Here is a 15,362-nt window from a genome sequence, read left to right on the forward strand (position 1 = left end):
CTTCATCTTCGCAACCCCGTTTTTTAACGAAAACCTGCCCTTCCAACCATTCAAATTTCAACGACACTTGGAAGCTAGAATTTTTTTCCTTCATAAGGGTTCAAATATGACCAAGCCCGCCGGGAGTTTTAGAAAAAACAACACCAAAACAACGCTTGACAAAAAAATAATTTTATTGACTGCCATATGAGAGCGGCTTATTATGGGAAACCTCAAGCAAATGAGGTAAGTCATATGTCAGTACCAAAAAGCCTTCTAAGCATCCAGCAAAGCCCCACTTCAAAACTCAGTTTACCCAAAGACTTATAGTCATCTTCAGTCCTTAATCGACCCGATTTTCGTATTCAAGTGACTGCGAAAATCGGGCTCCTTTCGACTTTTTTCAGCCCGCCTCGGATACTTATAATTTGACTATTTGAAGGGCGCTCGTTGGCCTTTGATTTTAAATCCTAGGTGTCGGGTTCCTGCAAGACACTTACATAACCAACCACATTTAAATCACTTTAAACAATTGCCATTTGGCATATCCATACGACACTCGACACTCTTTTCAGGACATTCCATGACCATGATGACGGCTGAAGAAATTTTTGCACGCTGCAATATGCGAAAAGTGCTCAAAGACGCAGACAAAAAACCCGAATGGATCATTCAAGGCCTCATCGAGCGTGGAGAGCAGTGGGTAATATCCGGCGCCCCAAAGACCGGAAAATCAAGACTCGCTCTACAACTCGCTGTAGCAGCAAGCTTGAATTCAGAGTGTATTGGATTCAAAGCTAACGGCCACCAAAAAGTGCTTTATATGGACATGGAAATGTCGGAACGTAGTTGCGGTAGCAGAGGCCCTACGGCTTCATGGTAACGATCGTGAAAAAATGTCCAACAACGCCAATCTTTTCATATGTAAAGACTTCATGAACATAAACGTACTTAACTCAGATGATCTAGCAAAGGTCACCCCCTATATCAATACAATCAAGCCGGATTTGATCGTTTGGGACGTACTCACCAGGTGCCACATTGCCAAAGAAAATGACAACGGCGAAATGGCCCAGGTAATGCTCGCGTTTCGAAAATTGTGCGCAGGAGTCGCACACATTGTGGTCCACCACGACAAAAACCTCAATTTCAAGGTGGTGCCACTGGTGCCGGTGCAATGCGTGGCGCGTCCGCAATCCACGGCGAAGTAAATGGCGTTCTCTCAATCGTACGTCCAAACGAAGCAAAAAACGATTATCGGCTGAGTCTTTCCGGTCGCGATGTCAATATGCCAGAACGGATGCATTTGGTCGGCAACGACGACTTGTCTTTTTCGGCTGTGCTACCACCACAAAAGGTCTCTATTGAATCAAAATTGTCAGTTGCTTTCGGGGTTGAGAACACACTCAAAAAGACGGTTCTGATAGATGCGCTGAAAGGAAACCAGTCGAGCAGGACTGCCGACAGGCTGCTCAAAGAAGGCGTAGCGAAAGGCCTGCTGACTAGCCAACGCGTAGGCAAAGAAGTCGAATACACACATCTCAAATCGAATCAGGCTTATGCTGTTTAGGTGTGGAACAGGGCGGACATTCGACACGATTCCCTTATAGCTATGACTGTCGTCCGATATTGGCTTATCGAATACTGTCAATGGACATACGACACGCCTCCCCTAAAGAGCGGACTGTCTAAGGTCGCCCCTCTCTAAAACTCTCCCCCCGTTAAAAATGGGGACGGGAAAAAAACAAAAAAACTATTTTTTATTGTTTGCAAAAAAAAACCGCACCCTAGGTGCTGGAAGGGATCCAGTGGGCGCACTGTGACATAGCCAATTAGCTGAGGGAGCTTATCAGTAAAGAACCAATATAGTATTTAAACAGATCCTAGTTGAAGATACTAAAGCCCAATACTAATGGACAACCCCATAGAATCACCCCACTGGCTACATTCCGGCAAAGCCGGCTCTGGCGGAGAGGGTCGAAAAAATTTGGTGATACACAGAGTGCTAAGTCAATGATGAGCACGAGGTGATCAGGGAGCGGTGGAACTGACCTGCGCCCCCTACACTCAAGGAAGCTCCATCTGCGCGTTTACAGGCAGCCAAAAAACAGCCCCCCTACCTGTATGCGCAAATACGGGTTTCGGAAATTAATATTGACGATGTTCGACGCTCACAGACGGAAGCCCTGCACGACCATCGCTGACCATTAGCTCTCCTACAGCAGTGAACCCCACCAACTCTCGAAAACTTGTACGCTTCTCTTTAAAACGCAAGCAGTGCTACTGCCCTGACGGCACACCTGCGGCGCGCCTCAAGCTCGACCACATACAGGGTTTCGATTGTCCTGGTGCCTCCGTTATGCGACGGTTTGACGCCTACCCTGCCTCTATCGCACGGCAACCGCGGCGTCAAATGCACGCTGAAGGTCCACTGAAGAAAAAGGCTGGGAGATGTGTTCCCGATTAAAGGTGCCACGGGGCATGAAGGGTTTGTGATTGGCGCCACGATAGGGATTCACGTTGCCATTGGGGAAACACACCTGGTAGTTGGGCTGGATCCCCTGCCCCATTTCACCAAACTGCACAGTCGCGCCTTCAACGGATCGCAGGTTTTCCATCACCTTGCGCAAAAAAATACGACCCAGCGAAGCGAGGATGTCGGCATTCCATTGGAGAGAGTTCATCGCGTGTTTCCTATTGAAGCGTGGTGAGGACGGTCTGGGTTGGTCAAACGGACGGTGAACACACGTGGCTCACGCTTGAGTCGAGTGCGTCAGCAACTGCGCTTCGACTTGAAACGCTTCCTGCACGGACAGGCCGTTCATGATGTTCTCGATAATGGCTTCCCGCAGGGCTCGAATGCCGCTGGGATATTGGTGCGCTGGGTCATGGTAGTGGGCGGACATCAGCTGTTTCGCTTGCTCACGGGGCACACGCTGAACGGGCGTGACGGCTTTTTCACTGTGCTGGCCGTACAGGTCAAATGCCTGATCGACCTTAGACCAGTCAAAGGCAAAGCACCGTTGTTGTTCGGCAGCGCAATCGTGCTGCCACATGGCACTGCCCGGATACTGATCGCCGGCGCTGACAATGATTAGGGTCAAACGCGGCAGGTCGCGCTCTGCCACGAAGTCATAGATCACCCATAGAATGCGCCCCATGCGCACCGGAATCAGGTTGGCCACCCGTTGATCATCTGGGTAACGGGCCTGGGCGAGTTCGATCAGGTGGCCATACGTCAGGATCTTCCTTGCGGTGGCCAGCTCAATGAGCAGCGGATACAGCAGACGGGCGAGTTGGACATCCAGCAAGGTGCGGGCCATGGCGCATTCCATTGAGGTTATTGAGGGGGGCGCACGGTTCGTCCGTGCTTTAGCGTGGGCGGGTCACCTGGCTGAAAGCGACGGGGCTTATTCCAGGGCCAGTTCGATGGTGACTTTACCATTGGAGGTTTCAAGCTTTACGATAGTGCACGCGCTGAGGCCGATGCCCAGCAGCGCCTCCAGCCCCTCTTTCACACAAGCTTGTACTGCCAGTGGGGTCACGGCGCGCAAGGCATCGGCGGCGTTGCCAGCGGGTCGGACGGCAGCCCCTGCCGGGGCGGCGATGAGGGTCTGGGCAAAGTTCACCAGGACTTGAACCCGTGAGGCCTGACCCGAGTTGTTTTCGCGCCAGCGGCGCACGCCCTGCTCCGTGACGCCGGCCGCTTCACCGATTTTTTTGTAGGAGAGGTGGGTGTGGGTTTTGATGCTCTCGACCAAGGCGGCGGTGCCGTGGATCAGATCGCCCTCGGTGGTGAGTTGGCTCAGTGCGGCTTGGATGGTGTCGACCATGGTTATGTCCTGTTTGGTAAACGGTTGGCATAGTCTGTACGGTACGTCAGCTGTTGGGAGCTGTCAATAGTTGTTTGCCAACACTTTGGTTTACACCTGTGCGGTGCTCACCTTCTGCTGCACGAGGTCGCATGGGACGCTGGCGCGGGATCCGGGGGACTCGATCGTTGGACTCGATGCGCTTTAGGACGCGGAACAGGGGGAGTCGAACCGCACTGCGCATAATCGAGGATGAGTTAAATGGTGGAACTCTATGACCGGGCAAAGCTGCTGGAGGAAGTCTGGTCCGAGCCGGTCCAGGCGTTAGCGCCCCGCTACGGCCTGTCCGATGTGGGGCTGAAAAAGCTCTGCACGCGCCTGCAAATTCCCACGCCTCCACGGGGTCATTGGGCCAAGGTCAAGGCGTGTCCACGCGCCCTAAGCTGCGCGAATATACCGGTCATCCCGGTTATTTGTATCGTCCCGCCGCACCACCCTCTGTTCAGGATCCGGTCGCTGAAGTCGTCGACGGCCGACTTCAGCGCGTGCTGACCTTTGAGCAGCAGTCGGAAAACCAGATTGTGGTACCGGAGCGCATCAAGGTGTGGCATCCCGTGGTTGCGGCTGCTCGCGAGGCATTAGTGCGACCGATCATCGATCAGCGCGGCATGCCGCAGACGCGCGGCAACGGACTGAATATTTCAGTTTCTCCCGCATTACAAACTCGCGCACTGAAGGTGGCGGACACGCTGCTAAAAGCCTTGGAGAAGCGGGGGTATACCGTTCAACAAGGGCAGCACCGCGTTGAAATTCTAATGTTTGGCCATGTCGTGCATTTGCGGTTGTTTGAAGCGTCACTGCGCTCCCAATATGAGCCTACCTCCAAGGAGCTAGCGGCCCAGGCCAAAGGGGAATGGAGCTATTGGGCGAAATGGCAGTTCACCCCCTCCGGTAGGCTGCAAGTTCTAGTCAATGAAGGTTACGGAGGGAAAATTGTTGACTCAGAGAGCCGGCCAGTGGAATTGCAGCTCAATAAACTGGTGGGGCTAATGGCCACCCGAGCGGTGGATTTTTTAGTCCGTAATGAACGTCAGGCGATTGAAGACGCCGAGCGCCAACGAGTTCGCGACATCGCGCTGGAACGAAAACGTCGGCAAGACGCGGAAAAACAGCGGCTGGCGAAACTTGAAGTCGATGCGCAGAACTGGCGGCGGGCGCAAGCCATTCGTGAGTATCTCAATGCTTTGGAACAGAGCGTTGAACGGCACGAGCATTCTATGGAGCAAATCGAACTGCTCCGTTGGGGCCGTGCCAAAGCAGATTGGATCGATCCGCTCAAACCGGATGTGGTGGACGTGTTAGATGAAGAGATTGTGATTCTTCGATAGCTGCTGCGGTGCTGAGCGTTTTGTCGGAGGGCAACGACTCGATTGCAGCGAGGGGCCCTCAGCATTCTATTAACTAATCCCAGACACTGCGTTAAGTTTTTCCTCGGCCACGGCGGGCGTCAGTCCGCTGTTAAATTGGTGTGGCCTTTGCCAGTTGTACCGCTGCATCAAAAATGCTCTGCTTGAAGCGATAGCGTCACAGTCGCTGACGGAAGTTGCGGCTACCATATTGGCTGCCCTGATTCGAATGAAACAGCACGTTTTGTGGCCGCCCATTCAATTGCATTGTGGATGCAGGATGTGCTCTGCTGCGCCTTTATCACAACCTTTGGGCTCTGCCTGACTCAATCGAGGAACTGCTGGATTGCTTCCCCCGTTGGGATGGTAATCAGTGCCTACGGAAATCCCCCAGCATACGAAGGAACGACGAAGATGACTCGCAACGATGGAGAACAGTTGCTCAAGACGGCTTTAAGTGATCCAACTGCACAGTTTCGCGATGGGCAGTGGGAAGCGATTGATGCATTGGTTAATCAGCGCCAGAAGCTTTTGGTTGTACAGCGTACGGGATGGGGGAAAAGCTCGGTCTATTTCATCAGCACGCGTATTCTGCGCGACCTTGGTATGGGCCTAACAATCATTATTTCTCCCCTTCTAGCCCTAATGCGTAACCAGATTGAGGCTGCCAATCGCTTGGGCATCCGGGCCATCACCATGAATTCGAGTAACCGCGACGACTGGGAGCAAGCGAAGCAGGAGGTCCTGGCTGATCGGGTGGATTGCTTGTTGATCTCGCCCGAGCGACTCGCCAATGACGGATTTGTGGATGAGGTTCTACAGCCAATTGCAGAGCGGATCGGCTTGATGGTTGTCGATGAAGCCCACTGTATTTCCGACTGGGGTCACGACTTTAGGCCCGACTACCGAAGAATCGTCAATATCCTGCGCTTGCTACCGGTGAATACGGCTGTTTTGGGTACCACGGCCACCGCTAACGACCGGGTAGTAACCGACATTCTCGACCAGTTGGGTGAGATCGTGATCCAACGCGGACCTTTAGTGCGCGAGAGCTTGGCTTTGCAAACGCTGCCCCAGCTCGATCAGGCATCGCGGTTGGCTTGGCTGGCCCAGCACATCCCTCACCTGAATGGGACTGGGATTGTCTACGCCCTTACCCAGAACGATGCCGAGCAGGTCGCCGATTGGCTCATGAGGAACGGAATCGAGGCAGCTGCGTACCACAGCAAGATCACGCATCCTAATTTCCCCGATACCAGCAGCTATCGCCATCACCTAGAGGACCGATTGCTGCAAGATGACCTTAAGGTGTTGGTCGCTACCGGCGCGTTGGGTATGGGGTATGACAAGCCCAACTTGGGCTTTGTGATCCATTATCAGGCGCCAGGATCCATTGTTGCCTACTACCAGCAAGTTGGGAGGGCCGGGAGAGCGATTGATCACGCACTGGGAGTCCTGCTCTCTGGATCGGAAGATGAAGATATTCATGCGTTTTTCCGGCGCTCGGCGTTCCCTTCGCCAGAGCAAGTTGAGGAAGTACTTGAGGCGGTCTCCCGCTTTGATGGGCTAAGCGTGCCAGCGTTGGAGAGGCACACCAACCTTGCGCAGGGGAAATTGAAAAGGTACTCAGATACCTCAGCGTTGAAAGTCCTGCACCTCTGATCAAGGTGGGATCCCAGTGGCGTCGTACCCCTGTTCATTATCAGTTAGACGAAGAGCGGATTCTTCGTCTGACAGAGTTGCGCGAGCAGGAGTGGCAGCAGGTTCAGGAGTATCTGCAAGAGCGTGGTTGTTTGATGGCGTTTCTGAGCGAGGCGTTGGATGACCCAGAAACAGCGGCCTGTGGGCGCTGTGCCAATTGTCTTGGCGAGGCAATTGCACCGGGTGTAACTGACGCTGGATTGGTGCACGCCGCTGCGACCTATACACGCCAAGCTGAAATGCCGATTACTCCCAGAAAACAGACAGCTTCAGGTGCATTTCAGCGGTACGGCTTCCCTTATAGACTCCCCCCTGAGATTCAGGCTCAAGAAGGTCGAGTGTTGTCGCGCTGGCGTGATGCAGGATGGGGGCAGCGAGTCGCTGACGGGAAGACATCAAATCATTTTGACGACACGCTAGTAGACGCGATGATGGACATGATTGCCAACCGCTGGCGACCAGAGCCGGCTCCTACGTGGGTATGCTGTGTCCCCTCCTTCGGCCACCCTGATCTTGTACCCGATTTTGCGCGCCGAGTCGCGGCGAGACTCAATATTCCGTTTCTCGATGCCGTACACAAGACACGTCATAATCAAGCACAAAAGCTGCAACGAAATAGCTTCCATCAATGTCAGAATCTCGATGGAGTATTTGAAATCGTAGGCGCAGTACCAAACGGGCCAGTACTGCTGCTCGATGACATGGTCGATTCTGGGTGGACTTTAACGGTCATCGCAGCATTGCTCCGCCAAGCCGGAAGCGGTCCGGTTTACCCGACAGCACTCTCTTCTACGGCATCGCATGACTAATGATTAGCCCTAATACCCAAGCAATTTTGTTGCTGACTGCTCATTTCTCTAAGGCGTCGGGAGAGGCCAAGCCTCTTTCACCTGGTGAATGGGGTCGATTCGCTCTTTGGCTAAATGAGCAGGGGAACACCCCTGCACAGTTGCTCGGAGTCGATTCGCTTGCGCTGTTGCGAGGTTGGTCCGATACCAAAATTCCAATTGCTCGGATCGTACAACTGCTTGGTCGCGGTCATGCGTTGGCGTTGGCGATCGAAAAGTGGAGTCGAGCAGGTATTTGGGTCCTGACTCGCTCAGACCCGAATTACCCTTGGCGACTGAAAAAATACCTGCGCACGGATGCTCCGCCGGTTTTGTTTGGCTGCGGTAACGCTAAGTTACTAAACCAGAGAGGCATTGCCATCATAGGTTCGCGCAATGCGGTGGATGCAGATCTGGCTTTCACCCGAAGGGCCGGGCAAGCATTCGCCGATGCGGGCATGTCCGTAATCTCCGGCGGTGCAAGAGGTGTCGATGAAGCGGCCATGCTTGGTTGTTTGGAGATCAATGGTACGGCTTGTGGTGTCATGGCCGATAGCCTGTTGAAAGCGGTGACCTCCTCGAAGTGGCGTAGTGGTCTGATGAGCAACAATCTGGTGCTCATTTCACCCTTCCATCCGGAGGCAGGCTTCAATGCGGGTAATGCTATGGCCCGTAATAAATATATTTATTGCCTCAGCCAAACTGCATTGGTGGTTCACTCTGGCCTCAAAGGTGGTACTTGGAACGGGGCTGTAGAAAACCTCAAGAATGGATGGGTACCTTTGTGGGTTAAGAGAACCACCGATCCTGATGCTGGTAATGCAGAGCTTGTGATCAAGGGCGGGAATTGGTGTAGCGATAATGCAGATGAGTTAGCTGTTATCTCGTTGTCAGCGCCTCAGCCGACCACTTCGCTACCCAGTGATGATTTGACCGTCGTCAGTTCTTCGGAGATGGAAGACCTTGGGAATGCAGCTGACCAAGAAGACTCTGTACAGATGCTCCCTCTTCGGCAGGTCGTCCTCGCTGAGCCTAATGAAGGCCCTGCCAGTGATGATGTGCCCCATTCACAGACGAGAGTACCGGTAAACGCAGAAAGCGAACGCCAGGCCGAACCCGATAGTAAGAGCGTTCCCCTATTGATGGAGGAGCTGTCCGGGCTAAGTTTCTATCGCTTGTTCCTCCATAAGCTGGAGGGGCTGGACGAGCCTCTTACAGCTGAGGCTCTCGCCGAATGCTTCGAGCTACCCAAGTCACTGCTTACTCAATGGTTGAGTCGAGGTGTTGATGAGGGGATGGTAAGAAAGCTCAGTAAACCAGTTCGCTTTCAGTTCCAACCAGCTAAGCAGTTAGGGTTGGGAATTGATTGAGGCACTGATGCGTAGCTTTTTCCTGTCTGGTACTACTTCCCTTGAAGTCTCCTCGAACTGCCTTCTGGCTGTTGAAGCTTAAGGGGCATGCCGACAAATACGACGGCACTATGTGCCCAGTACCGGATTGGGTGTATCTGTCTTTGGCTAATCATTGCTGGTTGAAGAGCTAGTTGTTGGGCTACCCCATCTACGGTATGTATCACGTCGAGAATCGACTAGCAGTGGTTTTCACCTGTGCCCACTGGGAATGGGTGGGCGGGTTAGGTGCCTTCTGCTACCGGAAAAATCAACAGGGAAGTTTTCTACCCGATGTCCGACATTATCGTGAACCATAGTTTTTATCCGGTAGGCCAGGGGCTCTTTAGCTTCGGGGAGATTTCTTCCGCGGACCGCGAGCGAGCCTCGTTTACCTGGGTTTACGACTGTGGAACCACTTCTTCGCAGTCATACCTAGATGAGGCATTGAGCAGGTTCTTGGCGGTCCAACATGTCGATCTCGTTACTATTTCGCATTTTGACAAGGACCACGTCAGTGGCATGGTCAAGCTACTAACGAGGGTTTCGGTCGAAGATTTGCTGTTGCCGTACATGCCACTCTGGCAGCGGATCGTCCTGATTATTGAGGCAAACATTACGTTCAGAGCGCCTTTAGCCCGATTCCTCCTGGACCCTGTTGGATTCATCTCAGAAATTCCGAATGCGAACGTAAGGCGCGTTTTATTTGCTATGCCGCCAGGTCATGGGGGGGACCAGCTGGCCTTCCTGAAGCAGACCCGGACGGACGCCCGCCGCTTGATGAACAGAGTAGGACAAAGCAAATAAGAAAAACGCGAGAACCCGTCAATGGGCGCAATACGCTAGAGATTGAAATCGAGGTCATCGATGATGTGAGCCTTCCACCTGAAGATGAGAGGCGCCGCTATAAGGAAGAGGTGAGGTCGGGCATTGAAGTACTGTACCTGAGAGCGGGCTCTGCGATTACAGTGTCTGGCTTCTGGGAATTCGTACCGTATAACGATGCTAGTCTCGCGGGTAAGGTATCCAAAAGCTTTAAGGCTAGTGTAGAGAAGCTCCGGTACGACCTGCTGAATGAGCCCGACCCGGATGATAAAACCTTAGCTCTCTACGGACTGAAGAAGTCATATATAAAGACTTTTGGCTTCGGCTCGGAGGAGCGGAACATGATTTCTCTCTTCCTCTATACCGGTCCGATCAACCGGGCCCCCTATTGGAGCAGCAGCACAAGTTACGAGCACAGGTACGGATGGCACGATTACGTGCGTCGAGCCAGTCGCGTCTGCGACACGCTTGGTGCAGTGCTGTATACCGGAGACGGGTACCTAAACAGTCAGTATCGATTTGATGCGCTGCGTGAGTACCTAGGCGAGGAGCGCATGGAAAGTATTCACGTACTTCAGGTGATGCATCACGGCTCTAGGAGCAACTGGTTCCCGGGTATTGCCGCAAAGATTAAGCCCCAAAACAGTGTGTTCTGCTCCGACCCGGCTCACCGTGGCTACAAACATCCTCATGCAGAGGTGCTGAGAGATTTTGGGGGTTTGGACCTGTTCAGGTTGATAAGAACAATGGGGTTGATTTTGAGATGCGCCTGGTCTGGTGACCGGCGGAAGTAGAGGTCTCACGCTGTTCAGGAGGCCCTTCTTCAGTCGGATGCGGAGGTTAGGGAATCAAGGCTGCATCCAGCCCTCTTCTGACGAAAAGGAATACCTTCGCCAGCGTTCGCTGACGAGGGTACTGGAAGAAAGTGTTCGGGTTACAGTTGAGGATTCTTGAGCCACCAATCGTCGCTGATGGGCTTAATATGTTCGTTCGCTGCCACGAACTGAACTGCGGCGTCTTCAACGATCTCCAGGCATTTGACTGCGCGTTTGTATTTTTCGATATCCAGGCGTTCATCCTCACTCGTGACAAGCGCCTTAGAGCGGAAAAAGATTTCACCGTTGACCATTCTGGCACTATCAAACTTCACCAGTCGGAACAGACCGGTTTCCATCAGTTGGTCGGTAACCTCCGTGATCACCTGCATGGTGTTGCGATAGGACTCCGGCACGAAGCACAAGCGAACCATGGCCTCAATAGAGAAGCGCTCGCGGCTCTCAAAGTCTTTGAAGGGCTTGGCACGCTGGTTGATCGGCATGCTAAGGATACCTTTGCGGCACCAGTAATCGACGAAGCGCGGCAGATCAATAGCGGCGCTCGGACCACCGTTAGGCAGGCGGATGGAAAGAGGAATGTGCTGCGGCTTTTCGCTTTCTTGCACGACATGTTCTTTCGGCGCAAAGACCTGCTTATACTCGCAGTACGGAATGACGGCGAAGAGGGCTTCCTGGTTTCCCCCCAGGATAAATTGATGGTTCATGCTTGATGACTCCAGCTTGTGAATGGTCCTCACTGAGCGAGTAACAGTCGCTCAGTGAGCCATAATTCAACTCACGGAGCCAATTTTCGTAAAAGTCTGCCCTTAGCAGGTTTTTTGCTTGGGCCAGCCGTCTTTTTGGACTCGGGCGTTAGACTTAGCCAGTACGCATTTTCAGCAGCGTGAGGAGGCTGGTTCGGAAACGACATTTAATTGGGCCAGGAAACCGCAATACGACACGATTTAGGTTCCGCAGGCGACACTTATGGCGCCCATGTTCCACGTGTAACCCACATTCTACTGGGGGTAGCCATGACACTTAATGTGCCCATCGACAGGTGGTGTCGATTGGCACATTAAGTGTCGCAAGTGGGCGAGTTACTGTCGCCGTCTAAAGAAAACCTCTTCCGTTGCGGCGGGTTTTTCTTTGTGGCTCTAGCCTACCCCCAAGGATACACCCCGTGCTTGCAGCCCTTGTTTGGAGTTTTTATGGGCCATGCGATGGAACATGGTTGCGGCTTCATCGAAACGAATTGCACCCTTGCTTAGCTGCTTAGCTGCTTAGCTGCTTAGCTGCTTGGCTACTGCCGCGGGGCACATTAATGTCAGAAGTGGGCAGGTTATTGTCCCTTGAAAGAAGCAAAAAACCCCGGTCTAGTGCCGGGGTTTTTTCTTTTATTACAGATAGATAGTTGGTATTTAGTGGCCCAACCGCTCCTCAGCCAACATGCTTGTATTGAGTTTGGCGCGTTGAGCCTGCTATTGCGGTAGGTACTGATTAAGCCGAGCTTGAGCGCGTTCGTTATGGTGACGGTCCAGCAAATGGGATGTACTCCATGGACTGCACAGGCTATCTAGGTTTACCCGAGCAACATTTAGGGGTTAACATATAACCACTTAACTCACCACTGCGAGCCACGCACGGTGATTTCAAAGTCATCACACAGCTTTTCAACCAGATCTTCAGTTTCCTTGAAAAAATAGTCGCCAACAGTCTGCCTATAAAGCGCTTTGTACCGACGATAAATTTTGGCAAAATCGTCGTAAATTTCGTGCTCGGAAACGTGTGATTTGATCTTGATGATCAACCGTTCGCCCTCGTTAGACTCACGCACGTAGCGGAAAAAATCAACGATCTTGGTTTCGAAGTCCTTGATCAATGTTCCCGTCTTTGCTTCCTGTTCGTTACGGGCGGCAATGATAGCCAAAATATCAAACTGGCCACCAGGGCCCGGTGGTGTGCCCACAGCAAGTTCTGTTGGCTTTTTCTTCTTCTTTTTTGATCATCTGGCAGCACTTCAATCATGCCAATCTGGTTGTCAAAATACACTTCAATCGGGTCTTTAATGTCCTCGCTTCTATGCAGCATATTGTAGAGCGTATTGAATTTGCGCCAGAAGAATAAAAAGCTCGGTTCGCTGTACTTCGCATCCAACTCAATCACGTATTCAATGCGATTGAGAATGGTGAAATACTGCGATGCCTTGGCTTTGGTATCGGCAGTGCGCTGCGGATTGGCATCGATGTATTTTTTCAGGCTGCTTTCAAAGTCCAAATAGCTCTCTGGTTCGTCGCGCTTAGCCGCGTCATTGTAGATACCCATGAATACGGCAAAGAATTTGTCGTAGGTATCAGACTTCCTCAATTCGCTCAGCAGTACGTCCAGTACCTTTTTGTCGCCAAACGGATCGAAGTCACTCACCACAACATCAGAAAAATGCTCGAAAGCATCCTTGATGTTTTGCACATTCACGTTGTTATAGGAAAAATCGACAATCTTGCAGTCGTTCTTGTATTTCGTGGTACGGTTCACGCGAGAAATGGTTTGAATGGCGCTAATTCCCTTAATTTCTTTATCCAGGAATAAAGTGTGCAATTTTTTCTCGTCGAAACCGGTTTGTAACTTAGCGACAACGATCATCAAACCATTTTTACTGAGCGCGAAACTCTCCAGCACCTTTTCTTCCGTCAAGCCGCCATTGAGTCCAGTAGCGCTTTGTTCATCCTGGTTGCTGGAGTACACCACATGGATCGGCGCGTCGGCGTACTTTGCATACTTTGGATCCTTCACCAATACGTTGAAGTGCTTCGTCACCGCACCTTGATACGCTATGGCCGCCTTGATTGAATACACAGCTAGCATCGCTTTGCCGGTACCGCGTATTTGCCGGTACACATCTTTGACTAATAAGTCGGCCACATACTTAGCGATTGCGTCGATACGCTCCCTATTTTCATAGACCTGTTTTTTCTGCGCGTCCTTGTATTCTTTCTCGGTAAATCCTTCGAGCGGATTTGCGGGTAAATCAAACAGCATCTTGGAGGCGACTGGCACAATGTTTTTCAGCGGGTTCAGAATGAAGCCATCCTCTATCGCTTCCTTCATGGTGTAGCTATCAAAGGGCCGCCAAAGTTTCTCGCTTTCGGCATAACCACTGAACTCACCAAAACGGGCCAGGGTGTGGTCATCTGGTGTGGCGGTAAAACCGATGATCAGGTTCTTCTTGGCGGCCTGCCCCGTATAGGCCTCACCATCAAATGGCGTTTGCAGTTCGTCAAAAATGCTCACCATCTCTTCATGCTGGTCGCCGCTGTTAGAGCGATGGATCTCGTCAATTAGGAAAACAATACGCATCCCCGCAAGTTTTTTCAGTACCTCAGCGTCGAGCATTTCCCTTACCGCACCAAACTTCTGCAAATTTACAATCACCAATCGGGTGTCGGATGCCAGCGCTTCTTGAAAAGTCTTCTTGTTGGTTGCCTCGATTACCATGCGCTTGTCGATATTCATGTTCAGCATGAGCGAATCAATCTGGCTGCGCAGTTGCAGACGATCCACCACGATCATGACTTTGTCGTACACATACTGTGCTTTGCCGTCGCTATCTAAGTGGCGTAAGTCCTTTAACTGCAAGGCTGACCAGCCGATGATATTGGATTTTCCGAACCCGGCGGCATACTGCATTAACAGTGAATAGACATTTTTGTTATTGGAGTAGGCCTTGCGCTTATCCAGCAGCTCTTTCTTTTTGGCTTCGCCAACGCCGACTAATTGCAGCTCTAGCAGTTTTTCAAAATAGTCTGGTTCTCGCTCATGAGCCAAAAACTCGTCGATCTTGGCCATGATTTTGTCAGTGCCAAACTTCTGTTTCGGGCGCGGTGAAATCAAATGTCCTGCCTGATCTTTTACTTCCTTAATCCCTTTGTTGACGTAGACGTCACGCTCGATGAAGTTGTAATAGAGGATCTCTTTCTCGATCATTAGCTTGCCGTATAAAGCGGAAAACAGCTCTTTTAGCTTGTACTTTTTCGGCATCGGACTTGAGCAAGGGGTAGAGTTTGAATACGCCTTGGGCTTTTTTCTCAATTTCTTCCCTGTCAAACTTTCCCTCGCGGCAGGTGGCCAATATCTCGTCAAAGTAATCGGCAATGGTGCGAATGACATAGGTTTCGCCAATGTCGGTGGTGGTGATGTGAATGGCACTCTCGAAAATTTTGAGGAAGTCCTTGCGGTAACTCTGCTTTTCTTTGTCACTCAGCATGTCATTGTTGTCGATGTGCTGGTGATACACTTTCACCGCTTCGAAATAATCTTTCAACACCTTGCCACGCCCGTTCTTGCTGGCGCTCTGGCTGGTGTAGTTGCTTTTTAATTCGCTGTAGCCGAGGTAAATACCATTCACAAACGTCACCAGATCAGGGCGAAACGAGAAGATCTGCGTGCCCTGATGGTTGAACTTGTACGGAAGTTCTTGCACCACTGAGAAGATATTTTCTTCAAACAGGGCATTGCCGTGAATCACGCTGTCACTGGGGTAAAACAAATGAAGCTTGATTCCTTGCAAGGTAATAGACTTATTAGCATTGATGAACAAAGCCATATTGCG

16 protein-coding genes and 1 pseudogene are annotated in these 15,362 nt (G+C 51.7%); 9 read left to right on the forward strand and 8 right to left on the reverse strand.

Annotated elements, in window-relative coordinates:
• The first annotated feature begins 562 nt into the window (after positions 1 to 562).
• The 3 genes from AB4N33_RS11820 to AB4N33_RS11830 are packed head-to-tail and all read left to right on the forward strand — an operon-like array spanning position 563 to position 1,549.
• Positions 563 to 862: an AAA family ATPase gene (locus AB4N33_RS11820; RefSeq protein ID WP_476457386.1), complete on the forward strand. Its 300-nt coding sequence runs from the start codon at positions 563 to 565 to the stop codon at positions 860 to 862.
• Between the two features lie 13 nt (positions 863 to 875).
• Positions 876 to 1,190, forward strand: a complete 315-nt coding sequence (locus AB4N33_RS11825) for a hypothetical protein (RefSeq protein ID WP_476457387.1) — start codon at positions 876 to 878, stop codon at positions 1,188 to 1,190.
• Positions 1,157 to 1,549: a hypothetical protein gene (locus AB4N33_RS11830; protein ID WP_476457388.1), complete on the forward strand. Its 393-nt coding sequence runs from the start codon at positions 1,157 to 1,159 to the stop codon at positions 1,547 to 1,549. Before AB4N33_RS11825 ends, AB4N33_RS11830 begins: the two co-directional genes overlap by 34 nt.
• 817 nt (positions 1,550 to 2,366) lie before the next feature.
• On the opposite strand, the gene AB4N33_RS11835 is transcribed toward AB4N33_RS11830, so the two are convergent.
• From AB4N33_RS11835 to AB4N33_RS11845, 3 genes are all read right to left on the reverse strand, one after another.
• Positions 2,367 to 2,663, reverse strand: coding sequence for a hypothetical protein (locus AB4N33_RS11835; RefSeq protein ID WP_476457389.1), 297 nt, complete (start codon positions 2,661 to 2,663; stop codon positions 2,367 to 2,369).
• 69 nt (positions 2,664 to 2,732) lie between these two features.
• On the reverse strand, positions 2,733 to 3,302 hold the full coding sequence (locus AB4N33_RS11840) for a hypothetical protein (RefSeq protein ID WP_476457390.1): 570 nt from the start codon (positions 3,300 to 3,302) through the stop codon (positions 2,733 to 2,735).
• Between the two features lie 87 nt (positions 3,303 to 3,389).
• Entirely contained in the window at positions 3,390 to 3,812 is a 423-nt protein-coding gene (locus tag AB4N33_RS11845; protein WP_476457391.1) for a hypothetical protein, read from the reverse strand.
• Positions 3,813 to 4,216: 404 nt separating this feature from the next.
• Between AB4N33_RS11845 and AB4N33_RS11850 the strand changes: the two genes are divergently transcribed.
• Positions 4,217 to 5,179, forward strand: coding sequence for a hypothetical protein (locus AB4N33_RS11850; protein ID WP_476457392.1), 963 nt, complete (start codon positions 4,217 to 4,219; stop codon positions 5,177 to 5,179).
• A gap of 69 nt (positions 5,180 to 5,248) precedes the next feature.
• Here AB4N33_RS11850 and AB4N33_RS11855 read toward each other — a convergent pair.
• A pseudogene (locus tag AB4N33_RS11855) lies at positions 5,249 to 5,453 on the reverse strand (IS3 family transposase); the annotation flags it as partial.
• Between the two features lie 158 nt (positions 5,454 to 5,611).
• On the opposite strand from AB4N33_RS11855, the gene AB4N33_RS11860 reads away from it, so the two are divergent.
• From AB4N33_RS11860 to AB4N33_RS11880, 5 genes are all read left to right on the forward strand, one after another.
• Positions 5,612 to 6,859, forward strand: a complete 1,248-nt coding sequence (locus AB4N33_RS11860) for a RecQ family ATP-dependent DNA helicase (protein ID WP_476457393.1) — start codon at positions 5,612 to 5,614, stop codon at positions 6,857 to 6,859.
• Positions 6,860 to 6,993: 134 nt separating this feature from the next.
• Positions 6,994 to 7,707 (forward strand): ComF family protein, encoded by a 714-nt coding sequence (locus tag AB4N33_RS11865; protein ID WP_476457394.1) that lies wholly within the window; start codon positions 6,994 to 6,996, stop codon positions 7,705 to 7,707.
• The gene (locus AB4N33_RS11870) at positions 7,707 to 9,095 is read left to right on the forward strand and encodes a DNA-processing protein DprA (protein WP_476457395.1); all 1,389 of its coding nucleotides are present in this window, start codon (positions 7,707 to 7,709) and stop codon (positions 9,093 to 9,095) included. The genes AB4N33_RS11865 and AB4N33_RS11870 overlap by 1 nt, the downstream gene beginning before the upstream one ends.
• Before the next feature lie 312 nt (positions 9,096 to 9,407).
• Positions 9,408 to 9,920 (forward strand): ComEC/Rec2 family competence protein, encoded by a 513-nt coding sequence (locus tag AB4N33_RS11875; RefSeq protein WP_476457396.1) that lies wholly within the window; start codon positions 9,408 to 9,410, stop codon positions 9,918 to 9,920.
• A gap of 65 nt (positions 9,921 to 9,985) precedes the next feature.
• The gene (locus AB4N33_RS11880) at positions 9,986 to 10,732 is read left to right on the forward strand and encodes a hypothetical protein (protein ID WP_476457397.1); all 747 of its coding nucleotides are present in this window, start codon (positions 9,986 to 9,988) and stop codon (positions 10,730 to 10,732) included.
• Between the two features lie 140 nt (positions 10,733 to 10,872).
• Here AB4N33_RS11880 and AB4N33_RS11885 read toward each other — a convergent pair whose 3' ends face one another.
• The 4 genes from AB4N33_RS11885 to AB4N33_RS11900 all read right to left on the reverse strand — a co-directional run bounded on the left by AB4N33_RS11885 (position 10,873) and on the right by AB4N33_RS11900 (position 15,356).
• Positions 10,873 to 11,478 carry a hypothetical protein gene (locus AB4N33_RS11885; protein ID WP_476457398.1) on the reverse strand — a complete coding sequence of 202 codons (606 nt, stop codon included), beginning with the start codon at positions 11,476 to 11,478 and terminating at the stop codon, positions 10,873 to 10,875.
• Positions 11,479 to 12,377: 899 nt separating this feature from the next.
• On the reverse strand, positions 12,378 to 12,635 hold the full coding sequence (locus tag AB4N33_RS11890) for a hypothetical protein (RefSeq protein ID WP_476457399.1): 258 nt from the start codon (positions 12,633 to 12,635) through the stop codon (positions 12,378 to 12,380).
• Positions 12,632 to 14,737, reverse strand: coding sequence for a type I restriction enzyme subunit R domain-containing protein (locus tag AB4N33_RS11895; RefSeq protein WP_476457400.1), 2,106 nt, complete (start codon positions 14,735 to 14,737; stop codon positions 12,632 to 12,634). Before AB4N33_RS11895 ends, AB4N33_RS11890 begins: the two co-directional genes overlap by 4 nt.
• Complete coding sequence (locus AB4N33_RS11900; protein ID WP_476457401.1) at positions 14,694 to 15,356, reverse strand: type I restriction enzyme HsdR N-terminal domain-containing protein; 663 nt, start codon at positions 15,354 to 15,356, stop codon at positions 14,694 to 14,696. The genes AB4N33_RS11895 and AB4N33_RS11900 overlap by 44 nt, the downstream gene beginning before the upstream one ends.
• Between the last annotated feature and the right edge of the window lie 6 nt (positions 15,357 to 15,362).

The organism is Pseudomonas sp. S1_E05 (assembly GCF_056337105.1).

Bases quoted from the DNA above. Each gene is read 5' to 3' on its own strand.
- AB4N33_RS11820 (WP_476457386.1), top strand. From the start codon at position 563: ATGACCATGATGACGGCTGAAGAAATTTTTGCACGCTGCAATATGCGA.
- AB4N33_RS11825 (WP_476457387.1), top strand. From the start codon at position 876: ATGTCCAACAACGCCAATCTTTTCATATGTAAAGACTTCATGAACATA.
- AB4N33_RS11830 (WP_476457388.1), top strand. From the start codon at position 1,157: ATGCGTGGCGCGTCCGCAATCCACGGCGAAGTAAATGGCGTTCTCTCA.
- AB4N33_RS11835 (WP_476457389.1), bottom strand. From the start codon at position 2,663: ATGAACTCTCTCCAATGGAATGCCGACATCCTCGCTTCGCTGGGTCGT.
- AB4N33_RS11840 (WP_476457390.1), bottom strand. From the start codon at position 3,302: ATGGCCCGCACCTTGCTGGATGTCCAACTCGCCCGTCTGCTGTATCCG.
- AB4N33_RS11845 (WP_476457391.1), bottom strand. From the start codon at position 3,812: ATGGTCGACACCATCCAAGCCGCACTGAGCCAACTCACCACCGAGGGC.
- AB4N33_RS11860 (WP_476457393.1), top strand. From the start codon at position 5,612: ATGACTCGCAACGATGGAGAACAGTTGCTCAAGACGGCTTTAAGTGAT.
- AB4N33_RS11865 (WP_476457394.1), top strand. From the start codon at position 6,994: ATGGCGTTTCTGAGCGAGGCGTTGGATGACCCAGAAACAGCGGCCTGT.
- AB4N33_RS11870 (WP_476457395.1), top strand. From the start codon at position 7,707: ATGATTAGCCCTAATACCCAAGCAATTTTGTTGCTGACTGCTCATTTC.
- AB4N33_RS11875 (WP_476457396.1), top strand. From the start codon at position 9,408: ATGTCCGACATTATCGTGAACCATAGTTTTTATCCGGTAGGCCAGGGG.
- AB4N33_RS11885 (WP_476457398.1), bottom strand. From the start codon at position 11,478: ATGAACCATCAATTTATCCTGGGGGGAAACCAGGAAGCCCTCTTCGCC.
- AB4N33_RS11895 (WP_476457400.1), bottom strand. From the start codon at position 14,737: ATGATCGAGAAAGAGATCCTCTATTACAACTTCATCGAGCGTGACGTC.
- AB4N33_RS11900 (WP_476457401.1), bottom strand. From the start codon at position 15,356: ATGGCTTTGTTCATCAATGCTAATAAGTCTATTACCTTGCAAGGAATC.